This is a genomic window from Stenotrophomonas ginsengisoli (assembly GCF_001431485.1).
GTDB lineage: Bacteria > Pseudomonadota > Gammaproteobacteria > Xanthomonadales > Xanthomonadaceae > Stenotrophomonas > Stenotrophomonas ginsengisoli.
Map to the genome: position 1 here is coordinate 96,208 of NZ_LDJM01000025.1, position 24,666 is coordinate 120,873.

Below are 24,666 nucleotides of genomic sequence, written 5' to 3' on the forward strand. Positions count from 1 at the left end.
GTCCCCTTGCCCATGCCCATACGCCCCGCCCTGCTGCATCGCATCCTTGCCACCAGCCTGGCTTTGGCCTGTCTGCCCGCGGCGGCCAGCACCACCCCCATGCAGGACGAAGCACAAGCGGCGCAGCGGCCCGCGCTGGATGCACTGCTGGAATGCAAGGCCGGGGTCGAGGCCTTCGCCAGCCTGGTCGGCCCGGTGGATGATCCCTTGCAGGCCGTGGCCCTGGGCTGGGCCCCGCAGCCGCGCAGCAACCCGTTCATGGCCGAATACCGCCTCAACACCCCGGCCCGGGCCTTCGGCCACCAGAGCGATTGGCTGGCCATTGCAGGTGGCACGGTGATGCTGGTGCTGGAGCAGTCCGCCATCAGCCCGCAGGCACTGGCCAGCGAGCTGAAGCTGGAGGTGCTGGTGGATGAGAACGGCAAGTTCATGGCCGGCCGCGAGCTGCTCAGCCGCGACCGTACCGATCTGGAGCCGGACCAGGTGCTGATCGAGTCGGCCGTGCTGGGCGTGTCCACCGTGGACAGCCATCCGGGCAAGCTGCTGTTGGGCTGCACCTATTCACTGGACGCTGCCGAAGATGAAGCCGCCCCGGCCGGCAATGACCCGGCGCCGGCACAAAGCGCCGATTGAGCATCCCACCAGCCGCGCCGGCCCTGCTAGACTCGTTTCACCGCCCGCCCTGTGCGGGCACCGCACTTCCAAGAGATGTCAGAAGACGACAGTAGTAGCTCGCACGGCGAGCACGAGAAAAAACGCAGCTGGCTGGAGCGTCTGAGCTCGGCCTTTTCCGGCGAACCGCACACCCGCGATGAATTGCTCGCGGTGCTGCAGACCGCCCAGAACGACGGCCTGATTGCCGCCGACACCCTGCAGATGATGGAAGGGGCGATCAACATCGCCGACCTGACCGTGGGCGACGTGATGATCCCGCGTTCGCAGATGGTGTCATTGCCGGTGGAAGGCCGCTTCCTGGACCTGATGAAGCAGGTGGTCGAATCAGGCCATTCGCGCTTCCCGGTCCACGGCGAAAACCGCGACGAGGTACTGGGCGTACTGCTGGCCAAGGACCTGCTGCGCGGCGTGGTCGCCGACAACGGCCCAGCCAACATGCGCGAGCTGTTGCGCCCGGCGGTGCTGATTCCCGAATCCAAGCGGCTGAACGTGCTGCTCAAGGAATTCCGCCTGTCGCGCAACCACATGGCCATCGTGGTGGACGAGTACGGCGGTGTTGCCGGCCTGGTCACCATCGAGGACGTGCTGGAACAGATCGTCGGCGAGATCGACGACGAGCACGACGAGGCCGAGGATCACTCCACCCAGATCGCGATCCAGTCCGATGGCCAGTTCGTGGTCGATGCACTGACCGCGATTGCCGATTTCAACGAGCGTTTCGGCGCCGGCTTCTCCGATGATGACTACGACACCATCGGCGGCCTGGTGGTGGAAGCGTTCGGCCACCTGCCCGAAACCGGTGACGAGCTGAGCCTGGACCGCTTCCTGTTCCGCGTGGCCAAGGCCGATGCCCGCCGCGTGCAGGCCTTCCATGTCACGGTCCTGCCGCCGGTCAGCACGGAGGCCGATTGACCGCCGCGGCCCTGATCAGCCGCTGCCTGCTGGCCGGGGTGCTGTGCACCCTGGCCAGCGTGCTTTTTGCCCCCGGTGCAAACGCCGCACCGGCAGCCGCAGCGCCTGCCCTCACGCCCCCGGCCCGGATCACCCCCATCGCCACGGCACCGCGCATCGGCGTGGTCACCATGGCCCCGGGCGAGGTCTTTTTCGAGCGTTTCGGCCATGACGCGATCGTGGTGGCCGAACCCGGGCTGGAGCCGGTGTCCTACAACTTCGGCTTCTTCGACCCGGGCGAGGAGGACTTTGTCAGCAACTTCGCCCGTGGCCGGATGATGTACTGGCTGGTCGCCCTGCCGCTGGCCCAGGACCTGCAGCAATACCGCGCAGCCGGACGGGGCGCCACCCTGCAGTGGCTCAACCTGCCGCCGGCCCAGGCACGCCAGCTGGCCGATGCCCTGGCCAGCCGCGCCGACTCGCCGCAGGCCCGCTACCGCTACGACTACTACCAGGCCAACTGCGCCACCATGGTGCGTGATGCCCTGGACCAGGCCATGGGCGGGCACCTGCAAGCGCAGCTGGCCGGGCGTTCGGCCGGCAATACCTGGCGCAGTGAATCGGTGCGCCTGGCCCGGCCGGCAGCGTGGATGTGGCTGGGTTTTGACCTGCTGCTGGGCCCGGCCGCCGACCGCCCGCTGTCGCGCTGGGAAGAGGCCTTCGTGCCGATGCGCCTGGCCGACAGCCTGCGTCTGGCCAGCAATACCCAGGGCCAGGCCCTGGTGGCCGAGGAAGTGGTGCTGCTGCCGCACCAACTGCCCCCCGAACCGGCAGAAGCGGCGCGTCGCACCTGGCCGTGGCTGCTGTGGGGCCTGGCCCTGGCCGGCGCCCTGCTGGCCAGCCGGCAACGCCCGCGCCTGCATGGCGCACTGGCCGGTGGCTTCTGGCTTGCTACCGGCCTGGCCGGCAGCCTGATGGCCGTGCTCTGGCTGGCCACCGAACACACCGCCGGCTGGGCCAACCACAACCTGCTGCTGTGTCCGCCGCTGGCCCTGGCCCTGCTGCCCGCCGCCCGCCGCTGGTGGCAACAGCGCCAACCGGCGCGCTGGATGTGGCCGCTCGGCCTGCTGGTACTGGCCTGCAGCGGTATTGCCTTGCTGCTGTACGGGCTGCAGGTGCGCCCGCAGGCCCATCTGGGCTGGATCGCCCTGCTCGCCCCCGCCCATGCCGTATTGGCATGGCAACTGCGCCCCGGCGCGCTGCGTCCATCGAGCCTGGCATGAACACCAACGCCCTGCCCCCGTCGGTCAAGAGCTGCACCCACTACCACAGTGATGGCAGCCGTCGTGCGATCAACCTGGAGCAGGTGCGCCAGGTCATGGACAGCGGCGACGGCTTTGTCTGGATCGGACTGTACGAACCGGACCTGGCCACCCTGGAGCGCATGCGCGAGCTGTTCGACCTGCACCGGCTGGCCATCGAGGATGCGGCCAAGGCCCACCAGCGGCCCAAGGTGGAGGCCTTCGGCAATACCCTGTTCGTGGTCATGCACACCAGCCAGCAGGTGGAGAGCAAGCTGCAGTACGGCGAGACCCACGCCTTCCTCGGCGAGCGTTTCCTGATCACCATCCGCCACGCCGCCTCGCTGTCCTACGAGCCGGTGCGCGAGCGTCTGGAGCTGGAGCCGGAGCTGCTGCGGCTGGGGCCGTCGGTCTGCCTGTGGGCGGTGCTCGATGCGGTGGTGGACAACTACCTGCCGATCACCGAGGAGTTCACCACCACCCTGGACGGGCTGGAGAAGGCGATCTTTGCCGACCGCTACAAGCGCTCCACCGTGCGCCGGCTGTACGAGCTCAAGCGCGAGGTCAACCTGATGCGCATGGCCGTCACCCCGTTGCAGGACGTGCTGTCCCAGCTGCGCCGCCATCCGGGCAAGCTGATTGCCGATGAGGTCCGCCTGTACCTGCGTGACGTGCATGACCATGTGGCGCGGGTGGCCGACACCGTGGATACCCTGCGCGACATGCTCGGCACCGCGCTGAGCGTGAACCTGTCCCTGGTCACCCTGGCCCAGGGCGAAACGGTCAAGCGCCTGGGCGCCTGGGCCGCCCTGCTGGCCGCACCGACCCTGATCACCAGCTGGTACGGCATGAACTTTGCCGACATGCCCGAGCTGGCCAGCCCCCACGCCTACCCGATCCTGGGCGGCGCGGTACTGCTGGCCTGCATCGTGCTGTACCGGCTGTTCAAGCGCGCCGGCTGGCTGTAAGCAGCGCAGCCGGCAACCCCGCCCAGGCTCAGGCGACGTAGACGGTCTTGGCGTTGACCAGTTCCAGGATCCCGGCCTGGCCGAGCTCGCGCCCGTAGCCGGAACGCTTGCAGCCACCAAACGGCAGCCGTGCATCCGAACGCACCGGCGCGTTGACGAAGGCGGCGCCACATTGCAGGGCATTGGCCACCGCCTCGGCGGCGGCCACATCCGCGCCCCAGACACTGCCGCCCAGGCCGAAATCGGTGTCGTTGGCCACATCGATGGCCGCCTGCACATCGGCCACGCGGATGATTGCCGCCACAGGCCCGAACAGTTCCTCGCTGTAGGCCGGCATGCCCGGGCCCACCTGGTCCAGCACCGTGGCCGGATAACCGGCATGGGTGGCGTCCAGCGGCGCACCGCCGATCAGCACCTGCGCCCCGGCCGCCACCGATTGGCGTACCTGCTTGTCCAGCTCTTGGCGCAGATCGGCGCGGGCCATCGGCGCCAGCCGGGTCTGCGGGTCGGCCGGGTCGCCATACACACGCTGGGCAGCGGCCTGGACCAGGCCCTGCACGAAGGCATCGGCCACGTCGGGCAAGACGATGAAACGCTTGGCGGCGATGCAGGTCTGCCCGGCGTTGTCAAAACGCGACGCGGCCGCGGCCTTCACTGCAGCCTCCACATCGGCGTCGGCCAGCACGATGAAGGCATCACTGCCGCCCAGCTCGAGCACGCACTTTTTCAGATGCTTGCCGGCATTGGCCGCCACCGCACTGCCGGCACGCTCGCTGCCGGTCAGGCTGACCGAGGCGATGCGCGGATCGGCCACCACGGTGGCGGCCTGCTCGTTGTCGATGTGCAGCACATCAAACACCCCGGCCGGCAGCCCTGCCTCGGCGAGCAGGCCGGCAATGGCATCGGCGCAGCGCGGCACGTTGGAGGCATGCTTGAGCAGGGCGACATTGCCGGCCATCAGGGCCGGGGCAAGAAAACGGAACACCTGCCAGAACGGGAAGTTCCACGGCATCACCGCCAGCAGGCAGCCCAGTGGCTCGTGGCGCACATGGCTGCGTCGCGCCTCGGTGGCGATCGGCACATCGGCCAGCAGGGCCTGCGCGTGTTCGGCGTAGTACTCGCAGACCCCCGCCGCCTTGTTGATCTCGGCCTCGCCCTCGCGCTGCAGCTTGCCCATTTCCTGGCGCATCAGCGCCGCCAGTGCCGGGGCCTGCTCACGCAGCAGGCCGGCAACACGGCGCAGCGATGCCGCGCGCGCCGCAAAGCCGGCCGCGGCCCAGGCGGCAAAAGCACGCTGGGCAGCAGCCAGACGTTGTTCGATGGCCGCCGCATCATGCAGATCCTGCACGTGCTCGACCTGCCCGCTGAACGGATTGGGGATGGCATCCATCGTGGCAGCACTCCATAAAACAAGGGCCGACCATTGTAGGCCGGCCCTTGTTGCCAGGTTGCATGGATGGCCTCAGCCGTTGTCCTTGAGCGCCTGCTGCATCTCGCGCACGCGCTTGCGCTCGTTGCGCACACCGATCCACCAGCCCGCCACCGCCACCAGCGACACCGCCAGCACCATGATCGTGGCCAGTGCATTGATCTTCGGACTCACGCCCAGGCGTACCGAGGAGAAGATCTTGATCGGCAGCGTGGTCGAGCTCGGCCCGGACAGGAAGCTGGCAATCACCACGTCATCCAGCGACAGGGTGAAGGCCAGCAGCCAACCGGCCACCAACGAAGGCGCGATGATCGGCAGGGTGATGGTGAAGAAGGTCTTGATCCGGTTCGCGCCCAGGTCCATGGCCGCCTCTTCCAGCGAGCGGTCCAGCTCCTGCAGGCGCGAGGACACCACTACCGTCACGTAGGCCAGGGTGAAGGTGACATGGGCGATCCAGATCGCCACCAGCCCCTTGGACGGCAGGCCGAGCAAACCACCCATCGACACCAGCAGCAACAGCGTGGACAGGCCCAGGATCACTTCGGGCATCACCAGTGGTGCGGTGACCAGGGCGCCGAAGGCCGTACGCCCGCGGAAGCGGCCGAAGCGCACCATCGCCAGCGCCGCCATGGTGCCCAGCACCACCGCCGCGCTGGCGGTCCAGAAGGCAATCTTCAGGCTGATCCAGGCCGCCTGCAGCAACTGCCGGTCGCGCAGCAGCTCGCCGTACCACTTGGTGGAAAAACCGGTCCAGACCGTGGCCAGGCGCGACTCGTTGAACGAGTAGACCATCAGCAGCAGGATCGGCAGGTACAGGAAGGCGAAACCGATGGTCAGCACCATCCAGCCCAGCCAGGGCTTCTTGCCGGGCATGCTCATGTCAGCTTGCCCTCCATTTCCTTCTGCTGGAAGCGGTTGAACACCAGGATCGGGATCAACAGGATCAGCAGCATGATGATGGCCACCGCCGAGGCCATCGGCCAGTCGCGGTTGTTGAAGAACTCGCCCCACAGCACGCGGCCGATCATCAGCGTATCCGGGCCACCGAGCATTTCCGGGATCACGAATTCACCGATGGAGGGAATCATCACCAGCATGCAGCCGGCGATGATGCCGGCCTTGGACAGCGGCAGGGTGATGCGCGCAAAGGCCTGCCACGGCTTGGCGCCCAGGTCGTAGGCGGCCTCCAGCAGGCGCCGGTCATGCTTGACCAGGTTGGCATACAGCGGCAGCACCATGAACGGCAGGTAGCAGTAGACCAGGCCGATGTAGGCCGCGGTCGGGGTGTACAGGATCTGCAGCGGCGCATCGATGATGCCGACAGCCATCAAGGTCCGGTTGAGGATGCCCTGGGTATCCAGGATGCCGATCCACGCATATACACGGATCAAAAACGAGGTCCACGACGGCAGCACCACCAGCATCATCATCACGCTGCGCGTGGCCGGCTTCATGCCGGCGATGACATAGGCCATCGGGTAGCCGATGAGCAGGGTCAGCACGGTGGCGACCAGGGCCACCTTGATCGAGCTCAGGTAGGCCAGCATGTACTGGCTGTCACCGAACAGGGCCAGGTAGTTGCCCAGGTTCAGGGTGATCTGCAGCGCGCGATCGCTGTAGCTGGCCACATCGGTGTACGGCGGCATCGCGGTGGCGGCGCTGGAGAAGCTGATCCGCGCCACGATCAGGAACGGCACCGCGAAAAACAGCGCCAACCACAGGTAGGGCGCGGCGGTGACCACCTTGCGGATGTCCGGCCAGGCCGGCTTGAACCGGGTCAAGGCGCTCATGAGACCAGCACCACGCCGTCGTTGTCACGCCAGGACACCCAGACCTCGTCCTTCCAGGTGATGCCGTCGCTGTCCCAGCGCTTCATGTTGGCGAAGTTGGCCATGATCCGGGCGCCAGAGGCCAGGCGCACGTGGTAGACGGAGTGGCTGCCGAAGTAGGCGATGTCTTCGACCACGCCCTGGGCCTTGTTGTACGGGCCTTCCGGCTCTTCCTTGGCGATGTGGACCTTCTCCGGGCGCAGCGCAAAGGCCACCGGCTGGCCTTCGTAGCCGGTGATGCCGTGGCCGACGTAGATCGGTGCCGGGAAGTCCGGGGTACGCACGGTCACGTACTCGGGCAGGTCCTCGTCGATCACCCCGTCAATCAGGTTGACCGAACCGATGAAGCTGGCCACGAAACGGTTGGCCGGCTGCTCGTAGATGTCCGAGGGAATGCCGACCTGCTGGATCCAGCCCTGGTCCATCACCGCCATGCGGTGGGCCATGGTCATCGCCTCTTCCTGGTCATGGGTGACCATCACGCAGGTCACGCCCAGCTGCTCGATGATGTCCACCAGCTCCAGCTGCATGCGCGAGCGCAGTTTCTTGTCCAGCGCCCCCATCGGCTCGTCCAGCAACAGCAGCTTGGGGCTCTTGGCCAGCGAGCGGGCCAGGGCCACACGCTGCTGCTGGCCACCGGAGAGCTGGTGCGGCTTGCGCTTGCCCAGATGGCCGAGCTGGACCAGGCCGAGCATCTCGGCCACCCGCGCAGCCACCGCATCCTTGGCCATGCCGTCCTGCTTCAGGCCGAAGGCGATGTTCTGCTCCACGGTCATGTGCGGGAACAGTGCGTAGGACTGGAACATCATGTTGACCGGGCGCTCGTAGGGCGGCAGGCCGTTGAGCAGCTGGCCATCCAGGCGGATCTGCCCGGCGCTCGGGGTTTCAAAGCCGGCCAGGCAGCGCAGCAGGGTGGACTTGCCACTGCCCGACCCACCGAGCAGGGCGAAGATCTCGCCCTTGCGGATGTCCAGGGAGACATTGTCCACCGCGACGAAGCCGTCGTATTCCTTGCGCACCCCGACCAGGGACAGGTAACCATCGCCGGTGGCGGTGGCGCCGGGGACATGCTCGATCACAGGTTCAGTTGCGGCCATGGCCATTCCTCAAAGGAAAAGGCGGAACTGGTGTCCGCCTGCATGGACGGGCAGCGAAGGCCTGCCCGTCAGATCATGTTGTAGCGCAGGGAAGCGGCAACCGGGCCGCTCCCCTGCGTGGATTGCCCGGCCCCCAGGCCGGTGCTGCCTCAACGGCCGGACTTGATGTCCTGCCACAGGCGGGTGTACAGACGGTCCGTTTCCGGGCTGTTGACGGCGAAGGTGAACATCTTGGCGGCCACGTCAGCCGGCGGGTAGATGGTCGGATCGCCACTGATTTCCGGATCCACCAACGGGGTGGCGGTGGCCACCGGGTTGGCGTACTGGATGAAGTTGGTGTTGTTGGCGGCCACCTGCGAGTCGAGCATGTTGTTGATGAAGGCATAGGCCGCATCAACGTTCTTCGCATCGGTGGGGATGGCCAGCATGTCAAACCACTGCGGCGCACCCTCGACCGGGATCGAGTAGGCCACTTCCACGCCATTGCCGGCTTCCTCGGCACGGTCGCGGGCCTGGATGATGTCACCGGACCAGCCCACCACCAGGCAGGTGCTGCCATTGGCCAGCGAGGAGACGTACTGGCTGGAGTGGAAGTTCTGCACGTACGGACGGATCGACTTGAGCAGGTCGGCAGCCTTGTTCAGGTCAGCCTCGTTGCCGCTGTGCGGATCCAGGCCCAGGTAATGCAGGGCAATCGGCAGCATGTCGGCCGGGGTGTCGAGCAGGGTGACACCGCAATCCTTCATCTTGGCGATGTTTTCCGGCTTGAACACCAGGTCCCAGCTGTTGCCGATCTGGGTGTCCTCACCGAAGCGCTCGGCCAGCTTGGCCACGTTGTAGCCAATGCCGGTGGTGCCCATCATGTACGGCACGCCGTAGTTGTTGCCCGGGTCCTGGCCGGCAATGCGGGCCATGATGTCGGCGTCCAGGTTGGCCCAGTTCGGGATCTTGGACTTGTCCAGCGGGCGGAACACGCCGGCCTGGATCTGGCGGCCGAAGAAGTTCAGGGTCGGCACGACCACGTCGTAACCGCTGTCACCGGCCAGCAGCTTGGCCTCGACCATTTCGTCGCTGTCAAACACGTCATAGGTCACCTTGATGCCGGTGGCGGCTTCAAAGTTGGGGATGGTGTCTTCGGCGATGTAGTCCGAATAGTTGTAGACATTGACTACCTGCTTGGCAGCATCGCCCTGCTCTGCGCCACCGCCACAAGCGGTGAGAACGGCGGCCGCAAGGCCAAGGGAGAGGGTGCGTAGCTTCATCAGTGTCTCCGTAAAAGGCAAAAAGGGTCGCCAGTAACCCCCGGCGCGGGCGCCAGCGTAACGGTGATGGGTCGCCAACGCCAGCACCGCAGTTTGCCGGGATTGGCCCAAAGCCGGTGTGATCAGACGTTGAGCAGCAGGAACTCGCGTTCCCAGGAGCTGATCACCCGGAAAAAGGTCTCGTATTCCTTGCGCTTGACCGAGGTGTAGGCGCGGCAGAAACGTGGCCCGATCATCTCCTGCAGGGCCTGACAGCCTTCCAGGTGGTCCAGCGCCTCGCCCAGCGAGCGCGGCAGGTCATAGCCCAGCTCCTTGGCGCTGCCGGTCTGCGCCTCGGTGGGCACCAGCTTTTCGCGGATGCCGAGCAGGCCACAGGCCAGGGTCGCGGCCATGGCCAGGTAGGGATTGGCGTCGGAACCGGCAAAGCGGCTCTCCACCCGCATGTTCTCCTGGCTGTCCAGCGGCACGCGCAGGCCGCAGGTGCGGTTGTCATAGCCCCAGTGCACATTGGACGGGGAGACCTCGCCGAACATCAGGCGGCGGTAGGAATTCACATTCGGGGCGAAGAAGGCCATCGCTGCCGGCACGTACTTCTGCAGGCCGGCAATGTAATGGCCCAGCAGTTCGCTGATCTGGCCATCGCGCTCGCCGGAGAACACATTGACCCCATCGCTGGCGCGCACCAGCGACTGGTGGATGTGCATCGCACTGCCCGGCTCGTTCTCCATCGGCTTGGCCAGGAAGGTGGCGTAGATGCCGTGGCGCAGCGCCGCCTCGCGCATGGTGCGCTTGAACAGGAACACCTGGTCGGCCAGGTCCATGGCATCGGCATGGGTGAAGTTGACTTCCAGCTGGGCGGCGCCGGATTCGTGGATCAGGGTATCCACGTCCAGCTCCATCGCATCGCAGTAGTCATACATCAGGTCCAGGATCGGGTCGAACTCGTTGACCGCGTCGATCGAATAGGATTGGCGTGCGGTTTCCGGCCGCCCCGAACGCCCGGCCGGCGGCTGCAGCGGGAAATCCGGGTCGGTGTTCTTCTGCACCAGGAAAAATTCCAGCTCCGGCGCCACCACCGGGCGCAGGCCGACCTCCTCGTAGGCGGCCAGCACCCGGCGCAGCACATTGCGCGGCGCCAGTTCGTGCGGCTGCCCGGTGCGGGTCACACAATCGTGGATGATCTGCGCGGTCGGGTCGGCGGCCCAGGGCACCATGCGCACCGTGGACGGGTCCGGGCGCAGCAGCATGTCCGAATCCGAGGGCGGGATCAGCTCGTGGTAGTCATCGGGGAAGTCGCCGGTCACGGTGGTGGCGAAGATGCCCTCCGGCAGCCGGGTGCCGTAGTCATGGCGGAACTTGTCGGCCGGGATGATCTTGCCGCGCGCGTTGCCGGTCAGGTCCGGGACCAGGCATTCGACCTCGGTGATGCGCTTGTCACGCAGCCAGCGCAGCAGGGTGCTCTCCGGCGGCGGGGCGGCCACCGGCAGGCGGCTGCGCGGGCGGGATCGGGAACGGTTGGACATCACTACCTCCGGTGGTTGGCGGCCGCACTCCAGCACCAGCACCGGGCAGCTCGCCTGCAGGCGCACATCCAAGGGCCTGCCAGCGATGGCACGTTACTCTGCCATGCGTGAATCGGGCAACCGCCCCACTGCGCCAGCGTACGCACATGCCCCTATCATGTGCCGGTGAGCACTCAGATCCCCCCGCCCGGTTATCGCCCGAGCTGGTACGCCAGCAGCATCGCGCCGCCCTCGCCCCGGCCCAGCCTGAAACACAACCACCGGGCCGATGTGGTGATCCTGGGCGGTGGCTTCACCGGCCTGGGCGCGGCCATCTCGCTGGCCCAGCAGGGCCTGCAGGTGGTGGTGCTGGAAGCCCAGCGCGTGGGTTGGGGGGCTTCCGGACGCAATGGCGGCCAGGCCTTGGTCGGTTTCGGCTGCGACCAGCAGGTGCTCGAACGCCTGGCCGGCCAGGAGCAGGCGCGCCTGCTGTTTGATTACTCGCGTCAGGGCCTTGCCCTGCTCAAGTCGCGCATCGCCGCTTTCAACATCGATTGCCAATGGCACGACGGCGCCGCCGATGTGGCCATCAGTGCGCGCCAGGCCAGCGGCCTGGCACAGCAGGCCGAACGCATGGCCCGCCTGTATGACTACCCGCTGCAGTTGTGGGACCGCCAGCGCACCGCCGCGGAGGTGGACAGCCCGCGCTTTGTTGCCGGCCTGTTTGACCCCAATGCCGGCCACCTGCACCCGCTGCGCTATGCCCTGGGCCTGGCCCGGGTGGCCCAGCAGCTGGGCGTGCAGATCTACGAGCACAGCGCGGTGCGCCGGATCCAGCATGGCGCCAAGGTCAGCCTGTACACCGACCAGGCCCACATCACCGCCGATTTTGCCCTCATTGCCGGCAACGCCCTGCTCGAGGGCCTCGCGCCGCAACTGGAAAACCGCATCATCCCGGTGGGCACCTATGTCGGCGCCACCCCGCCACTGGGCCGCGAACGGGCGCGCGGGCTGATTGCCAACGACATTGCCGTGGCCGACGTGAACTGGGCCCTGGACTACTTCCGCCTCAGTGCCGACCACCGCCTGCTGTTCGGCGGCATGGCCAGCTACTCGGCCCTGCCCCCGCCGGGCCTGCAGGCCGCAATGACCCGGCGCATGCATGCGGTGTTCCCGCAGCTGCGTGATGTGGGCCTGGAAAAGGTCTGGGGCGGGATGATCGACATCACCCGCAACCGCGCCCCGCACTTCGGCCGGATCGCACCCAATGTGTATTTCGCCCAGGGCTTCTGTGGCCACGGTGTGGCCGCCACCGGCATGGCCGGCGACCTGATCGCGCGCGCCATCGCCGGCCAGGCCGGCGGCCTGGATGCCTTTGCCGCGATCGCCCACCAGCCCTTCCCGGGCGGCCGCTGGCTGCGCCGGCCGCTGCTGGTTGCCGCGATGAGCTGGTACAAGCTGCGCGACCGCCTTGGCTGAACGCCGGCGCGGCAAGCTTGATCCAGATCAACGCCAGCCCCGCCCCACGCTGCCATCCTGCCGCCCAATCGCTCACTGCAAGGGGACGGCACATGGCACTTCTGGTTTGGCAGGATGACCTGGACACGGGCATCGAAGTCATCGATCAACAGCACCGCCGCATCGTGGAGATGCTCAACCACCTGTACAACGCCCAGCGCTCGATGGAGCGTACGGTGGTGGCCGAGGTGATCGACGAACTGGTGGACTACACCCTGTCCCACTTCGCCTTCGAAGAAGAGCTGATGGAGGAAGCCGGCTATGCCTTCTGCGCCGCCCACAAGCGCGTGCACGAGGTGTTCATCAAGCGCGTCTCCGAGTACCACATGCGCTTCCAGGCCGGTGAGGACATCACCGACGAACTGCGCACGATGCTCTCGCGCTGGCTGTTCAACCACATCCGTGGCGATGACAAGGCCTACGCGGAGAAGGTCAAGCGCCACTTGAACAAGTTCGCCCGCGAACACGATGACGGCAACTGGCTGGGCCGCACGCTCAAGCGCCTGTTCCGTTGAAAACCCTGCGCCCTGTCAGGCCTCGCAGGCCGCGCGGCCCGTCCGCGCGGCGATCGCCCACAGGGCCAGGCCGGTGAGCACGGCCACCGCACACAGGTAGCCGCCCACCGCCCACAGGCCGAAGCGGGCGGCCAGCCAGGTCGCCACGTACGGCGCCGGCGCCGCGCCCAGCACGCCGGCCAGGTTGAAGGACAACGAGGCCCCGGTGTAGCGCAGCTGCACCGGATAGAGCTGGGCCAGCAGGGTCCCGCACGGCCCGTAGGTCAGGCCCATCAAGAACAGCCCGGCCGCCAGCATCAGCCCCACCTGGGCCAGGTTGCCGGCCACGAACAGCGGTGCCAGGCACAGGCCGAAGACAAAGATGCCGGCCGTGGCCAGGCCCATCGCCCGCACCGTGGAAGTGCGGTCGGCATACAGCGCCGCCAGCGGGATGCCGGCGGCAAACAGCAGCACGCCGAGCATCTGCAGCAGCAAAAAATCCTGCCGGGCATAGCCCAGCACCGCCGTGCCATGGCCCAGGGTGAACACGGTCATCAGGTAGAACAGCACGAAGGTGGCAAAACCGCCGACGGTGCCCAGCAGCACGGCGCGGCCGTGATCGCGCAGGGTATCGCGCAGGGGCAGGCGCACCGGTGCGCCGCGCGCAAGGGCACGCTGGAAATCCGGGGTTTCATGGATGGCCAGGCGCACCCACAGGCCGATGATCACCAGCAGGGCCGAGGCCAGAAAAGGGATGCGCCAGCCCCAGGACAGCAACTGCCCTTCCTCCAGCCACAGGCCCAGCAACAGGAAGGAGCCGGCCGAGAGCAGAAAGCCCAGCGGCGCGCCCAGCTGCGGGAACATGCCGTACCAGGCCCGCTTGCCCGGTGGCGCATTCTCGGTGGCCAGCAACACCGCCCCGCCCCACTCCCCGCCCAGGCCCAAGCCTTGGCCGAAACGGCACAGCGCCAGCAAGGCCGGGGCCAACAGACCGGCCTGGGCATGGGTGGGCAGCAGGCCGATGGCCACGGTAGAGACCCCCATGGTCAGCAGCGCCGCCACCAGGGTGGCCTTGCGCCCGATGCGGTCGCCGTAGTGGCCGAACAGCGCCGAGCCCACCGGCCGCGCGATGAAGGCCACCGCAAAGGTGGCCAGCGACTGCAACAGCGCCGCCGTCGGGCTGCTGTCGGGAAAGAACAACGCCGGAAACACCAGCACCGCGGCGGTGGCGTAGATGTAGAAATCGTAGAACTCGATCGTGGTCCCGATCAGGCTGGCCGCCAGCACCCGCGCTGGCGAGTTGGTCGGCCCTGCAACGGCAACGGCGCTCATCACATCCATCCACACATACCGAAGATGGGCCGATTGTGTCATCGCCGGCGCCGGCCGCACACGACCGTTACCGGCGCGACCAATCCGGCGACCGCCCAGGCCGTGCCGTGCTCATGGCGTCTGCGGGCGGCCGTAGCTGAGGCTGACGAACGTCGTCTCGGCCAGGCCCCGCCGCTGGTTGATCACCAGGGTCAGCACGAACAACACATTGCACAGCAGGTTGAGCCAGCGCGGCACGACCATCGGCACGCTGATGCCTTCCTGCTCCACCCGGACCAGGGCACGGATGGCCTTCTTGCACGCCGAGCGGCCCAGATGCAGGGCCGGCACCGGCTGCGCGCCACGCGGCAGGACAAAGCCGGCGCACTGCCCGCCGGGCTGGCTGCGCCAGTGCGCCAGGCGCGCCTTGAGCCAGTCGATGTCGGCCTCGCTGATGGCCAGGCGACCGCGCACCGAGCCGTTGGCATGGAAGGCCAATGGCTGGATCAGGGCCAGATCGTCGCGGATGTCGTGGCCGTCAGCGTCCTCCAGCAGACTCAGTGCCGCGCCCAGATGGCCGCACAGCTCGTCGGTGAACACCTCGAAATCACACAGCGCCCCGTCCTCGTAGATGAAGGGGTAGCAGTTCTCGTCGAAGTCGCGGCTGTGTTTCATCGGTCACCGGTAGCTGATGTGGGGAGGATCGGCGGCAAGGTCCACTGCCACCGGCAGGCCATACACCGCTTCGAGCAAGGGAGCCTGCAGCACCTGGGCCGGGCTGCCGGCGGCCACCAGCCGCCCCTGTGCCAGCAACAGCAGGCGGTCGCAGTAACGTGCGGCCAGGCCCAGGTCATGCAGGGCCACCAGGGCAGCACGCCCGCCATCGGCGAACTGACGCAGGGTCTGCATCACCGCGCGCTGGTAGTACAGGTCCAGGCTGGCCACCGGCTCGTCGGCCAGCAGCAGCTGCGGCTGCCCGGCCAGCACCCGGGCCAGCCAGACCCGCGCCTGCTCGCCACCGGACAGCGCATCGATGCGCCGCCCGCGCAGGGCATCGGCGCCGGTGGCCTGCATCGCCGCGGCAATGGCCGCCGCATCGTTGTCGCCCCAGGGCAGCCGGCCCATGGCCACGATGTCTTCCACCGCCAAGGCCCAGGCGCTGTGCCCGGCCTGGGCCAGGTAGCCGAGCCGGCGCGCACGCTGGCGCGCGGGCAAGGCCGGCAGCGGCTCGCTCTGCAGCAGCAACACACCGCGGCTTGGCAGCAGCCCGGCCAGGGCCGCCAACAGGGTGGACTTGCCGGCCCCGTTGGGACCGATCACCCCGACCAGCTCGCCGGGCACGATTTCCAGATCAATGCCGTCCAGACGCTGGTCCACGGCCAGCGCGCTACAGCGCAACAGGCTCATCGGCCACGCTCCTTGAACACCAGGCGCACGAACAGCGGCGCGCCGACCAGGGCGGTAAGCACGCCCAGCTGCAATTGCCGCCCCGGCGGCATCAGCCGCACCAGCATGTCGGCCAGCAGCACCAGGCCGGCACCGGCCAGCGCGCAGGGCAGCAGCAGGCGGTCGGCACGATGGCCGACCCAGCCGCGCAACAGGTGCGGCACCATCAGGCCGACAAAGCCAATCCCGCCGGCCACCGCCACACTGCCGCCAACCAGCAGGCCACAACCCAGCACCAGCCAGCGGCTGCCACGGCCCACCGCAAAGCCCAGGCTGGCGGCCACGGTTTCACCCAAACTCAGCGCATGCAGCAGACGGCGCTGGGACAGCACCAGGGCGCCACCAGCCAGCAAGGCCGGCAACAGCACCCACAGCTGGTCCAGGCCGCGGTCGGCGACCGAGCCCATCAGCCAGAACACCAGCTCCTGCAACGCATACGGATTGGGCGCCAGGGTCAGCACCGCGGCCAGCGCCGCACCGGCCACGGTGGACACCGCCAGCCCGGCCAGGATCACCCGCGACGGGTTGCCACTGCCGGCCAGCCACAGCACCACGAACAGGGCGGCCAGGGCACCGGCCAGACCGCCCACGGCCGAGGCATACGCCCCCAGCGCCGGGAACAGGCCGAAATAGAACACTGCCGCCGCGCCCAGGGCCGCGCCCTGGCTGGCACCGGTCAGGGACGGATCGGCCAGCGGGTTGCGCAGCAGGCCCTGCAGGGCGGCACCGGCCAGGCCCAGGCAGGCTCCGGCGGCCAGGGCCAGCAGGGTCCGCGGCAGGCGCACCTCGCCGATGACGATGGCCGCCAGCGTGGTCTGGCCCTGCAGCCATTGCCACAAGCCGTCCAGCACCGGCATGGCGGTACTGCCAATGGCCAGCGAGGCCAGGGCCAGCACCACCAGGGCTGCACCGAGCAGGGGCAGCGTGGCTGCCCGCCAGCATTTGATATTCATCGCCACCGCCATTGCCGCAATTGCTCCACCAGATCCCAGGTCCACGGGCCGGGACATTCCCAGCGCCAGTTGTCGGTATGCAGCCAGCGGGGTGGCGGCACCACCGCGCGCAGTGCGCGGTGCTCGGCAAAGGCATTGGCCTTGGCCGGGCTGACCGGTGCCGCCCACAGGATCGCATCGGGCGGATCGGCCACCACCGCCTCCATGTCCAGGCGCAGATACCCCTGCCCGGCCATGTAATTGCGCCAGCCGGCCCGTTCCAGTACCTCGTTTTCAAAGGTGCCGCGGCCGGTGGCGATGCCGTTGGCGCCCAGCACCAGCAGGCGCGGGGCCCGGGCGTCGGCCAGCGGTGCCGGCAGCGGTGCGCGCGCCCGGGCGGGCTCAGCACCGAGCAGGCCCAGCACTTGGCGCTCGAAACCGGCCACCGCATCCAGGCTGGTCGGCAGGTCGGTCACCTCCACCCGCACGCCCAGGGCCTGCAGGCGCTGGCGCAGGCGCACCGCGTTGTACGGACCAACCAGCACCAGGTCCGGCTTGAGCGCGATGACCTGCTCCAGCGAGCCGTCATGCTCGGGCCAGCGCTGGCGCGGCCCGTAGTGCGCGTCGAAACGCTGACCCATCGGCGACAGCGCCGCCACCTGTCCGGCGGGGGCATGCACGCTCAGGATCCAGTCGCTGCACAGGTCCAGCGACACCACCCGCTCGGGCACCGGCGCGGTTGCCGGCACGGCCACTGCCGGGCCGCTGCACAGCAGCAGCCCGGACAAGCACCAGCGCCATGACGCAGCCGCGGCCATGGCGGTCAGCGCAGCGACCAGCGCAGGTTGACGAACGCGCTGCGGCCCACCGTGGCAAAGCCACCGGCGGTCTGGTACTCACGGTCCAGCACATTGTCCAGGCGTGCCTGCAGCTGCAGGTCCGGGCGCAGGCGGTAGGCGGCAGTGAGGTTGATCAGGCCGTAACCGGGCAAGTTGCCGGTCTGGTTGCTGTAATCCCAACGCCGGCCCACGGCCAGCACTTCAGCGCCCAGCTGCAGGCGCTCGTGCTCCCAGTCCAGACGGGCGCTGCCCTTGTGGCGGGCGCGACGGCCCAGGGCAAAGCCGCTGTCCAGGTTGTACGCATCCAGCCAGTCATAGGACAGCGACGGGCTGAAGTTGCCGAAGTTGGCCCGCCATTGCGCGGTCACGCCCTCCAGCCGGGCCGCGCTGACATTGCGGTAGGTGCCGGCCCAGGTGACCGGGTCGGAGACCCACTCGATCAGGTTGTCGACGCGGTTCAGGTACCAGGTCACGGCCAGGCTCTGCCGGGCACTGTTCCAGCGCAGGCCGAGCTCGCGGTTGCGGGCGGTTTCCGGAGCCAGGTCCGGGTTGCCGCTCAGCGACCAGGCCGGGTTGTCCACGTACAGCTGGTCCACGCCCGGGGCCTTGAAGGCACTGCCGTAACCGGCGTGCACCCGCCAGCCAGCGCCCAGGGCCCAGCCCAGGTTGATGGCGCCGGTGTTGTGGCGGCCGTACTGCTGGTGGTCATCGCTGCGGGCACTTAGCTGCCATTGCAGTGCGCCGTGCTTGCCGCCCCAGCCGGCCAGCAGCGAATGGTTTTGAAGTTCCGGCTCGTGCAGGTAGCCACTGGCCGGGCCGACGCGCTGCTGATCGGCCTCCACGCCCAGCACCGCGCTGCCCCAGTTGCCCAGCTGCAGGTCGTTCTGCCAGCTCAGCTCGCGGTTGCGGGTGGTGATCGCGCCCACCACCTCGGCCGGCGGATAACCCCAGGCATTGAAGGACCAGTCCTTCTGCCAGTCGCGCGCGCCGCCCAGCTGCACGGTGCTGGTCCAGCGCGGGTTGATCTGGTGGCGCGCGTGCAGCTGCCACTGCTCGTTCTGGAAGGCCTGGCGGTTGTTGTAATCGCCATCGGCGCTGAATTCGCCGCTGTCATATTCGGCCAGGCCACGCGAATGGCGCACGCTGGCGCCGTATTGCGTCTGCGCATCGGGACGGAAGGTCAGCCCGGCCGAGAGGCTGTTGTTGCGGTAGCTGTCATCGTCGGCATCACGATTGCTGGCCTGCGGCTGGGCCGAGATGCCATCGGTGGACTGGTGGCTGCCACCCAGGCGCCACTGCCAGCGTGCATCGCCACCGGACAGGTTGGCCCCGGCCTTGCGCGTGCCCTGCGAGCCGAAGCCGGCATGGGCATCGGCGGCAAACCCGGCCTGGCCCTGGCGGGTGAACACCTGGATCACCCCGCCCAGCGCATCGGCGCCATACAGGGTGGCCGCCGGCCCGCGCAGGATCTCGATGCGCTCCACGTCGGCCAGATTCAGATAACGCAGCGGCGAACCGGACGGGTCCACAGAATTGATCGCAATGCCATCCACCAGCACCTTGAGCTGGTTGGAGTTGGTGCCGCGCACGAAGAAGCTGGTCGCCGCGCCCTGGCCGCCGTAGGAAGCGGTCTGGATGCCGGGTTGGCGGGCCAGCAGGTCGGTGATGGTGCCCTGGCCCAGCTGCTGGATCTGCTGCGCATCGATCACCGTGACATCGGCCATCAATTCAGACAATGCGGTGGCCTGGCGGGTGGCGGTGACCACCACCGGGTCCAGCTCGGCGGCCAGGCCAGCCCCGGCCAGTTCGGCGTGGGCAGCAGGAACAAGGCAAAACGGCAGCAGCGCTGCCAGAACGGTACGGCGTGGATGGCGCATGGGGTCTCTCCGCGGCCGGCCCGCGTCCCCGCGTTCCGGCATCAAGGTCAGTCAGACGCCCACGCGCAGCAACAGCCACCGGCTAACCGGCGCCACCACCCCGTGGCACGTCTCGCGTCGCCAATGGCCGGTCTCCGGGCTTGCAGGTCTTGGCAGGCCGCCTTCCCGGGAATTCCCAGTGGCGTGATGGCCTGCCCGCACCTGCCTACCGTTGCGGGGGCAGCAGCGGCTTGACCCCCTTGTTGCAGGGGATACCGCTTTCCCGTTTCACCCGGCCCGGAACATTCCAGGCCAGGCACCAGTGGCGCGGCGATTGTAGCCCATGGCACACAGCCGCACTGAACCGGCACCGCCACCCGGGCAAAGGCACCGCGCGGCATGCCCGGCCGGCGCGACTACAATGGGCGGTTCCCCTCAAGCCAGTGCCGGATGCGCGCCATGGACATCATCGTCAAAGAAGAACTCAAGGCCTATATCGACCCGCTCACCGCCGAGGAGCACCAGGCGCTGGAGCGCAGCCTGCTGGCCGAGGGCTGCCGCGACGCACTGGTGCTGTGGGGCAACATCCTGGTCGACGGCCACAACCGCTACGGCATCTGCACCCAGCACGGCATTCCGTTCCAGACCATGCAGCATCCGCATCTGAAGTCGATGGACGATGTGCATCTGTGGATGATCGAGCAGCACCTGGGCCGGCGCAGTGTGTCCGACTTCCAGCGCGGCGTGCTGGCCCTGCGCAAGAAGGCCATTGTCGATGCGCGCCGGCGTGCCGAGCAGGAACGCCTGGCCCGCGAGAGCGCCGGTGAAGCGCCGCTGGCCGCCGACGATGCCGACCTGCCGCCGTGGGAGCCGGCACCCAAGCTGTCCAAAGCCGACCTGGCCCGCCAAGCGAAGCTGAGCACCACCCACCTCAACCAGATCGAGAAGATCCAGGACAACGCCACCGCCGAGGTCATCAGCGCCCTGCGCAATGGCGAGATCAACCTCAGCACCGCTGCCACCCTGGTCCAGCTCAGCGAGGATGAGCAGCGCCAGGCCGCGGCCGGCGGCAAGGCCGAGCTGAAGCAGGCAGCCAAGCGTGTACGCGAGGCCAAGCGCAAGCCGCGCGCTGACCAAAACGAACACGGCAGCGAGGCCCCGTTGTCCGGCGAGGATGCCGACCACGTTGCCAGCCCCGCCGAGCTGCAGGCCGAGGTCAGCCTGCTGCGCCGCCAGGTGATCACCCTGAGCGCGGAAAACCAGGCCCTGCGCATGGAGCTGGACGCCCTGCGCGCCCGCCTGCCGGTGGCCGAACCGGCCAACAGCGACTACTGAGCCACCTTGCCAGCGTTGCCGCCCTGCCCCTAGGCTGGCGGCAACGCAAGCGCAGGAAAGTGACCATGGCCGCAGGCAGTGCCGAACTGGAACGATTCATCGAACAGGCCTTGATTGCCGGCCATGGCAGGCCGCAGATCCAGCAGACCCTGCTCGACGCCGGCTGGTCGCAGGCACAGATCGACGGCGCCATGGCGCAATGGGCGGCCGTGGATTTCCCCCTGCCGGTACCGCGCCCACGCGCCTCGCTGTCCGCCCGCGAGGCCTTCGAATACCTGGTGCTGTTCACCACCCTTTACCTGAGCATCTGGCACCTGGGCCATCTGCTGTTCGCCCTGATCAACCATGCCCTGCCCGACCCGGTGCGCATGGCCTACAGCGGAGTGCTCAACAGCTCCAGCGTACGTTTTTCGGTTTCCAGCCTGATCATCAGCTGGCCGTTGTTTGTGTGGCTGTCCGGGCGCATTGCCCGCGGCGTGGCCCGGCAACCGCTCAAGCGCCTGTCCCCGGTGCGCCGCTGGCTGACCTACCTGACCCTGTTCATTGCCGCATCCGTACTGATCGGCGACCTGATCAGCCTGGTCAACACCCTGCTCGGCGGTGAACTGACCCTGCGCTTTGCGCTGAAGACCGGCGTGATCGCGGTGCTGGCCGGCAGTGTGTTCGGCTGGTACCTGAATGACCTGCGCCAGGAGGAGGACCCGGCATGAAGACCCAATCCCTCGGACGCGTCCTGCTCATCGCCGCCAGCGTGTTGATCGTGGCCACCATCGCCTGCGTGATCGCCCTCACCCCCAGCCCGGCCGAGCATCGTCTGGTCCAGCGTGATGCAGCCGTGCTCAGCGACCTGGAGCAGCTGGGCAATGCGGTGGAACTGTGGCAACGCGAACACGGCCAGCTGCCGCCGGACCTGGTACCGGTGGTTGCCCAGCCCGGCGTGGCCCTGCAACTGGCCCCCGCCGATGGTGGCCCGGCCTATGTGTACCGCCCCATCGATGCCCGCCGCTACCAGCTGTGCGCGCACTTCCTCACCGATACCGCCGACAAGCGTTTCGGCCACCCCTATCCGGCCGACCGTGCCCACCCGGCCGGCCAACACTGCTTCACCCATCAGGCACCGGCCATCGCCGCAGCCACCGTCAGCGAGGCAGCCGACGTGGCCGGCGATGCGGCTGCCAGCGACACCGACGCCACAGCCGTCGCGCAGTGACCATGGCCGGCCCCATCGACCCGCGCCGCGCCCAGCTGCAGCGCCTGCGCCTGATCGCCGTGGCCATGCTGCTGGCGATGGCCGCCGGCTTCGTGCTCAGCCATGTGATGGGCGGTGACGGCATCTGGGCCTGGGTCGGCGCCTTCTGCGAGGCGGCCACCGTGGGCGCGCTGGCCGACTGGTTTGCCGTGGTCGCGCTGTTCCGCCACCCGCTGGGCCTGCCGATTCCCCACACGGCAATCCTGCCGCGCAACAAGGACCGCCTGGCCGACAGCCTGGGCCTGTTCGTGCGCGACCACTTCCTGCAACCGGAGCTGATCGCCGCCCGCCTGCAACGGCTGGATGCCGCGCGCTGGGTTGGCCACTGGCTGGGCGCCCCGGCCCAGCGCCGGCAACTGGCCGCGCTGGCCCGTGGCTGGGCCCTGCAATTGCTGGACGTGCTGGACGAGGGCGCGGTACGCCGGGCAATCAACCGCTTCGTGGCCGAGCAGCTCAAGCGCTGGGATGCCGCCTCCACTCTGGCCGATGTGCTGGGTCTGCTCACCGCCGACAACCGCCACCAGCAGGTGTTCGATGCCGGGCTGGAACGGCTGGGCCGCTGGCTGGACGAGCCCGGCGTGCGCGAGCGTGCCAGCGCCCTGATCACCCGCTACATCCGCAAGCAATGGCCACGGGTGGCCAGCACGGTGGATTTCATCAAGCCGATCGAGGAGATCGGCGACAGCCTCACTGCCCGCCTCGGCGAAGCGGCATTGGAGGAACTGCAGGCCATCCTCACCGACCCGGCCCACCCGCTGCGCCAGGACTACGAGCAATGGCTGGCCGGCTATGTGCAGCGCCTGCGCAACGACCCGACACTGGCCGCGCGGCTGGAGGACTACAAGACCCAGCTGGCCGCGCACCCAGCCGTGACCGAGTACGTCAACGGCCTGTGGCAGCGCATTGCCGCTGCCCTGCGCCGTGACCTGTCGGCCAGCGACTCGGCCGTGGCCGCCCACATCGAGCGCGCACTGGCCGGCCTGGCCACCGCCCTGCAACGCGATGGCGCCCTGCGCGATGCGCTCAACACCCATATCCAGCGCGCCGCCAGCCGCATGGCCGGGCGCCTGCGCGAAGTGGCCCGCACCCACGTGGCCAGCACCCTCAAGGCTTGGGACGATGACAAGCTGGTGGACCAGCTGGAACTGAGTGTGGGCCGCGACCTGCAGTTCATCCGCTACAACGGCACCCTGGTCGGCGGCCTGATCGGCCTGTGCCTGCATGCACTGAAAAACCTGCTCGCCTGAGCGGCAGTGCAGTCGCACCCCAAAGCCAAAGCACCGATGTACGCGCCCCTCCCCGCGAGCCGGGCATTCAATGCACAGCTGCCACGCCCTTGTTCAGACAAGGGATGGCGGAAACGCCATCACCGCACGCCCGACTGAATCGGTTGCGACAGACGCGCCCTGCACGCAGTGAAAAATGCGGCATCCATCGGCAAGTGCATAAAGATGCCCGCCGGGCATTTGCCGCATCTGTGAGCCAGCTCGCATTATCAGGCAGACATGGCCACAGACAGTGGAACCAGGCTCCCACAATTCGTACAGTCACAAGCACACAAAGCAAAGGAATTGCTGATGAAACACATCGCGGCCTGCAGCCCTTACCGTTCCCACTTTGGCGCACTCTGGATCTCGTCAAGCTATTGCACCTTCACCATCGTGTGAGCAAGTGTCACCTCCTGAGCACCATTCATGTACCGATATCCAAATTGCTCATTAAAAACCCCCTCCATGATGGTAAAGCCAATCACCTAAACGGAATGGATTCAAAATTCCACCAACAACTCAACACCCCCAGCCATAACAACTAGCACGCAACACAGGCAACACCACTCAAGGAACGGCCATGAAAATTAACTTCAAACCATGCGGAAACTCCGCATTCGACGAACTCACCAGCATAAGAATCTCACCACCCAGAGCCCTGCCAGAATTCAGGCATGACGGAAGGGCGGGCATTGAGTTCCAGTACACACTATCCATAAATGAAGAAATCATCGATGGATTCGGAATAAGCGGATTCCGGGAGATAACCAAAGAAAATGGGGAGCGCATAGAGACCTACACACTCGAAATATCACACGAATCAACGATAAATAGAATTTTACAACTCAAGCAAAGAATCGGAAATACTGATAGTGAATTCGAATTCATTGCAGGAATCGCAAAAGGAATGGTCTCTGTCTTCACAGAAAGCGAGAGCAATATATTCGCGCAGCGCCATATAGCCATCACAAACCACAAAGCACTTGATCGAAAAAATATTGAAATCCCGGCACAAAACAGCGCAATAACTGATGATTCAATCATATTAGCGGAGTCATATACCCCTCCCCACCCTGTGCCGGACCTAACGCCATGAGCAGATTTGTATTCGACGACTTTGCTCGCACAACTCTGGGAGCGTAAGCTCCCCCGTCAAGCAGACACTTCAAAAGTAGAACCTTCGACGTACTGGTTGCGGTACTCGACCGGACTCATGCCGCCAAGTGAATCGTGAGGTCGCTCTTCGTTGTAATTGATCATCCACCAGTAGGTGGCTTCTCGTACATCGTCCAGACGGGCGTAGAGATTTCGATCGAGCACTTCTTCGCGGAAAGTCCGATTGAAACGTTCGATGAAGGCGTTCTGATTGGGTTTGCCTGGCTGGATGTACTGCAGCGCTACCCCATTGGCCCTGAGCCAGCTGGTGAATACTTCCCCCAGAACTTCCGACCCGTTGTCCGACCG

At 67.2% G+C, this 24,666-nt stretch carries 23 protein-coding genes, 1 pseudogene and 1 riboswitch; of the genes and pseudogenes, 11 read left to right on the forward strand and 13 right to left on the reverse strand.

What is annotated here, in order from left to right; translation table 11 throughout:
* The first annotated feature begins 12 nt into the window (after window positions 1-12).
* From ABB30_RS10435 to ABB30_RS10450, 4 genes are all read left to right on the forward strand, one after another.
* Complete coding sequence (locus tag ABB30_RS10435; protein WP_057638240.1) at window positions 13-633, forward strand: hypothetical protein; 621 nt, start codon at window positions 13-15, stop codon at window positions 631-633.
* Window positions 634-708: 75 nt separating this feature from the next.
* Window positions 709-1,587: a CorC family transporter gene (locus ABB30_RS10440; RefSeq protein ID WP_057638241.1), complete on the forward strand. Its 879-nt coding sequence runs from the start codon at window positions 709-711 to the stop codon at window positions 1,585-1,587.
* A complete protein-coding gene (locus ABB30_RS10445; RefSeq protein WP_245626483.1) occupies window positions 1,584-2,849 on the forward strand; it encodes a lipoprotein N-acyltransferase Lnb domain-containing protein in 1,266 nt (421 codons plus the stop codon). Before ABB30_RS10440 ends, ABB30_RS10445 begins: the two co-directional genes overlap by 4 nt.
* Window positions 2,846-3,835, forward strand: coding sequence for a magnesium and cobalt transport protein CorA (locus ABB30_RS10450; RefSeq protein ID WP_057638242.1), 990 nt, complete (start codon window positions 2,846-2,848; stop codon window positions 3,833-3,835). Before ABB30_RS10445 ends, ABB30_RS10450 begins: the two co-directional genes overlap by 4 nt.
* A 28-nt stretch (window positions 3,836-3,863) precedes the next feature.
* Here the strand turns inward: ABB30_RS10450 and ABB30_RS10455 are convergent, their stop codons facing one another.
* The 6 genes from ABB30_RS10455 to ABB30_RS10480 all read right to left on the reverse strand — a co-directional run bounded on the left by ABB30_RS10455 (window position 3,864) and on the right by ABB30_RS10480 (window position 10,975).
* Window positions 3,864-5,225, reverse strand: a complete 1,362-nt coding sequence (locus ABB30_RS10455; RefSeq protein ID WP_057638243.1) for an NAD-dependent succinate-semialdehyde dehydrogenase — start codon at window positions 5,223-5,225, stop codon at window positions 3,864-3,866.
* 72 nt (window positions 5,226-5,297) lie between these two features.
* Entirely contained in the window at window positions 5,298-6,143 is an 846-nt protein-coding gene (locus tag ABB30_RS10460) for an ABC transporter permease subunit (RefSeq protein WP_152980698.1), read from the reverse strand.
* Window positions 6,140-7,054, reverse strand: a complete 915-nt coding sequence (locus ABB30_RS10465; RefSeq protein ID WP_057638244.1) for an ABC transporter permease subunit — start codon at window positions 7,052-7,054, stop codon at window positions 6,140-6,142. Before ABB30_RS10465 ends, ABB30_RS10460 begins: the two co-directional genes overlap by 4 nt.
* Window positions 7,051-8,190 (reverse strand): ABC transporter ATP-binding protein, encoded by a 1,140-nt coding sequence (locus tag ABB30_RS10470; RefSeq protein WP_152980699.1) that lies wholly within the window; start codon window positions 8,188-8,190, stop codon window positions 7,051-7,053. Before ABB30_RS10470 ends, ABB30_RS10465 begins: the two co-directional genes overlap by 4 nt.
* A 149-nt stretch (window positions 8,191-8,339) precedes the next feature.
* Window positions 8,340-9,452 (reverse strand): polyamine ABC transporter substrate-binding protein, encoded by a 1,113-nt coding sequence (locus ABB30_RS10475; RefSeq protein ID WP_057638246.1) that lies wholly within the window; start codon window positions 9,450-9,452, stop codon window positions 8,340-8,342.
* 122 nt (window positions 9,453-9,574) lie between these two features.
* Window positions 9,575-10,975, reverse strand: a complete 1,401-nt coding sequence (locus ABB30_RS10480) for a glutamine synthetase family protein (protein ID WP_057638267.1) — start codon at window positions 10,973-10,975, stop codon at window positions 9,575-9,577.
* A 159-nt stretch (window positions 10,976-11,134) separates the two neighbouring features.
* Between ABB30_RS10480 and ABB30_RS10485 the strand changes: the two genes are divergently transcribed.
* Together ABB30_RS10485 and ABB30_RS10490 are read left to right on the forward strand one after the other, a co-directional pair.
* Window positions 11,135-12,433 carry an NAD(P)/FAD-dependent oxidoreductase gene (locus ABB30_RS10485; protein ID WP_057638247.1) on the forward strand — a complete coding sequence of 433 codons (1,299 nt, stop codon included), beginning with the start codon at window positions 11,135-11,137 and terminating at the stop codon, window positions 12,431-12,433.
* A gap of 92 nt (window positions 12,434-12,525) precedes the next feature.
* A complete protein-coding gene (locus ABB30_RS10490; RefSeq protein WP_057638248.1) occupies window positions 12,526-12,987 on the forward strand; it encodes a bacteriohemerythrin in 462 nt (153 codons plus the stop codon).
* Between the two features lie 15 nt (window positions 12,988-13,002).
* Here ABB30_RS10490 and ABB30_RS10495 read toward each other — a convergent pair whose 3' ends face one another.
* The 6 genes from ABB30_RS10495 to ABB30_RS10520 form a co-directional block, all read right to left on the reverse strand.
* Window positions 13,003-14,298 carry an MFS transporter gene (locus ABB30_RS10495; protein WP_057638268.1) on the reverse strand — a complete coding sequence of 432 codons (1,296 nt, stop codon included), beginning with the start codon at window positions 14,296-14,298 and terminating at the stop codon, window positions 13,003-13,005.
* A gap of 111 nt (window positions 14,299-14,409) precedes the next feature.
* Window positions 14,410-14,952, reverse strand: a complete 543-nt coding sequence (locus tag ABB30_RS10500) for a hypothetical protein (protein WP_057638249.1) — start codon at window positions 14,950-14,952, stop codon at window positions 14,410-14,412.
* Window positions 14,953-14,955: 3 nt separating this feature from the next.
* Window positions 14,956-15,684 carry an ABC transporter ATP-binding protein gene (locus ABB30_RS10505; RefSeq protein ID WP_057638250.1) on the reverse strand — a complete coding sequence of 243 codons (729 nt, stop codon included), beginning with the start codon at window positions 15,682-15,684 and terminating at the stop codon, window positions 14,956-14,958.
* Entirely contained in the window at window positions 15,681-16,676 is a 996-nt protein-coding gene (locus ABB30_RS10510) for a FecCD family ABC transporter permease (protein WP_057638269.1), read from the reverse strand. The genes ABB30_RS10505 and ABB30_RS10510 overlap by 4 nt, the downstream gene beginning before the upstream one ends.
* Window positions 16,673-17,443 carry an ABC transporter substrate-binding protein gene (locus ABB30_RS10515; protein WP_083489826.1) on the reverse strand — a complete coding sequence of 257 codons (771 nt, stop codon included), beginning with the start codon at window positions 17,441-17,443 and terminating at the stop codon, window positions 16,673-16,675. The genes ABB30_RS10510 and ABB30_RS10515 overlap by 4 nt, the downstream gene beginning before the upstream one ends.
* Window positions 17,444-17,478: 35 nt before the next feature.
* Window positions 17,479-19,371 carry a TonB-dependent receptor domain-containing protein gene (locus ABB30_RS10520; protein ID WP_057638252.1) on the reverse strand — a complete coding sequence of 631 codons (1,893 nt, stop codon included), beginning with the start codon at window positions 19,369-19,371 and terminating at the stop codon, window positions 17,479-17,481.
* A 108-nt stretch (window positions 19,372-19,479) separates the two neighbouring features.
* Window positions 19,480-19,689, reverse strand: a riboswitch (cobalamin riboswitch).
* A 120-nt stretch (window positions 19,690-19,809) separates the two neighbouring features.
* Here ABB30_RS10520 and ABB30_RS10525 point away from each other — a divergent pair.
* The 5 genes from ABB30_RS10525 to ABB30_RS16290 all read left to right on the forward strand — a co-directional run bounded on the left by ABB30_RS10525 (window position 19,810) and on the right by ABB30_RS16290 (window position 24,298).
* Window positions 19,810-20,685 carry a hypothetical protein gene (locus ABB30_RS10525; RefSeq protein WP_057638270.1) on the forward strand — a complete coding sequence of 292 codons (876 nt, stop codon included), beginning with the start codon at window positions 19,810-19,812 and terminating at the stop codon, window positions 20,683-20,685.
* A 65-nt stretch (window positions 20,686-20,750) separates the two neighbouring features.
* The gene (locus ABB30_RS10530; RefSeq protein ID WP_057638271.1) at window positions 20,751-21,395 is read left to right on the forward strand and encodes a DUF5671 domain-containing protein; all 645 of its coding nucleotides are present in this window, start codon (window positions 20,751-20,753) and stop codon (window positions 21,393-21,395) included.
* A complete protein-coding gene (locus ABB30_RS10535) occupies window positions 21,392-21,895 on the forward strand; it encodes a hypothetical protein (protein WP_057638253.1) in 504 nt (167 codons plus the stop codon). Before ABB30_RS10530 ends, ABB30_RS10535 begins: the two co-directional genes overlap by 4 nt.
* A gap of 2 nt (window positions 21,896-21,897) precedes the next feature.
* The gene (locus ABB30_RS10540) at window positions 21,898-23,181 is read left to right on the forward strand and encodes a DUF445 domain-containing protein (protein ID WP_057638272.1); all 1,284 of its coding nucleotides are present in this window, start codon (window positions 21,898-21,900) and stop codon (window positions 23,179-23,181) included.
* A 601-nt stretch (window positions 23,182-23,782) separates the two neighbouring features.
* Window positions 23,783-24,298 (forward strand): hypothetical protein, encoded by a 516-nt coding sequence (locus tag ABB30_RS16290; protein WP_152980700.1) that lies wholly within the window; start codon window positions 23,783-23,785, stop codon window positions 24,296-24,298.
* Window positions 24,299-24,354: 56 nt separating this feature from the next.
* On the opposite strand, the pseudogene ABB30_RS15830 reads toward ABB30_RS16290, so the two are convergent.
* A pseudogene (locus ABB30_RS15830) lies at window positions 24,355-24,666 on the reverse strand (integrase core domain-containing protein); the annotation flags it as partial.

What these genes read in the sequence shown, in the direction of transcription:
- ABB30_RS10500 (WP_057638249.1), bottom strand. Translation starts at nt 14,952, where the DNA reads ATGAAACACAGCCGCGACTTCGACGAGAACTGCTACCCCTTCATCTAC.
- ABB30_RS10450 (WP_057638242.1), top strand. Translation starts at nt 2,846, where the DNA reads ATGAACACCAACGCCCTGCCCCCGTCGGTCAAGAGCTGCACCCACTAC.
- ABB30_RS10520 (WP_057638252.1), bottom strand. Translation starts at nt 19,371, where the DNA reads ATGCGCCATCCACGCCGTACCGTTCTGGCAGCGCTGCTGCCGTTTTGC.
- ABB30_RS10455 (WP_057638243.1), bottom strand. Translation starts at nt 5,225, where the DNA reads ATGGATGCCATCCCCAATCCGTTCAGCGGGCAGGTCGAGCACGTGCAG.
- ABB30_RS10495 (WP_057638268.1), bottom strand. Translation starts at nt 14,298, where the DNA reads ATGAGCGCCGTTGCCGTTGCAGGGCCGACCAACTCGCCAGCGCGGGTG.
- ABB30_RS10480 (WP_057638267.1), bottom strand. Translation starts at nt 10,975, where the DNA reads ATGTCCAACCGTTCCCGATCCCGCCCGCGCAGCCGCCTGCCGGTGGCC.
- ABB30_RS10470 (WP_152980699.1), bottom strand. Translation starts at nt 8,190, where the DNA reads ATGGCCGCAACTGAACCTGTGATCGAGCATGTCCCCGGCGCCACCGCC.
- ABB30_RS10540 (WP_057638272.1), top strand. Translation starts at nt 21,898, where the DNA reads ATGGCCGGCCCCATCGACCCGCGCCGCGCCCAGCTGCAGCGCCTGCGC.
- ABB30_RS16290 (WP_152980700.1), top strand. Translation starts at nt 23,783, where the DNA reads ATGAAAATTAACTTCAAACCATGCGGAAACTCCGCATTCGACGAACTC.
- ABB30_RS10530 (WP_057638271.1), top strand. Translation starts at nt 20,751, where the DNA reads ATGGCCGCAGGCAGTGCCGAACTGGAACGATTCATCGAACAGGCCTTG.
- ABB30_RS10505 (WP_057638250.1), bottom strand. Translation starts at nt 15,684, where the DNA reads ATGAGCCTGTTGCGCTGTAGCGCGCTGGCCGTGGACCAGCGTCTGGAC.
- ABB30_RS10465 (WP_057638244.1), bottom strand. Translation starts at nt 7,054, where the DNA reads ATGAGCGCCTTGACCCGGTTCAAGCCGGCCTGGCCGGACATCCGCAAG.
- ABB30_RS10490 (WP_057638248.1), top strand. Translation starts at nt 12,526, where the DNA reads ATGGCACTTCTGGTTTGGCAGGATGACCTGGACACGGGCATCGAAGTC.
- ABB30_RS10510 (WP_057638269.1), bottom strand. Translation starts at nt 16,676, where the DNA reads ATGAATATCAAATGCTGGCGGGCAGCCACGCTGCCCCTGCTCGGTGCA.
- ABB30_RS10435 (WP_057638240.1), top strand. Translation starts at nt 13, where the DNA reads ATGCCCATACGCCCCGCCCTGCTGCATCGCATCCTTGCCACCAGCCTG.
- ABB30_RS10525 (WP_057638270.1), top strand. Translation starts at nt 19,810, where the DNA reads ATGGACATCATCGTCAAAGAAGAACTCAAGGCCTATATCGACCCGCTC.
- ABB30_RS10460 (WP_152980698.1), bottom strand. Translation starts at nt 6,143, where the DNA reads ATGAGCATGCCCGGCAAGAAGCCCTGGCTGGGCTGGATGGTGCTGACC.
- ABB30_RS10475 (WP_057638246.1), bottom strand. Translation starts at nt 9,452, where the DNA reads ATGAAGCTACGCACCCTCTCCCTTGGCCTTGCGGCCGCCGTTCTCACC.
- ABB30_RS10535 (WP_057638253.1), top strand. Translation starts at nt 21,392, where the DNA reads ATGAAGACCCAATCCCTCGGACGCGTCCTGCTCATCGCCGCCAGCGTG.
- ABB30_RS10440 (WP_057638241.1), top strand. Translation starts at nt 709, where the DNA reads ATGTCAGAAGACGACAGTAGTAGCTCGCACGGCGAGCACGAGAAAAAA.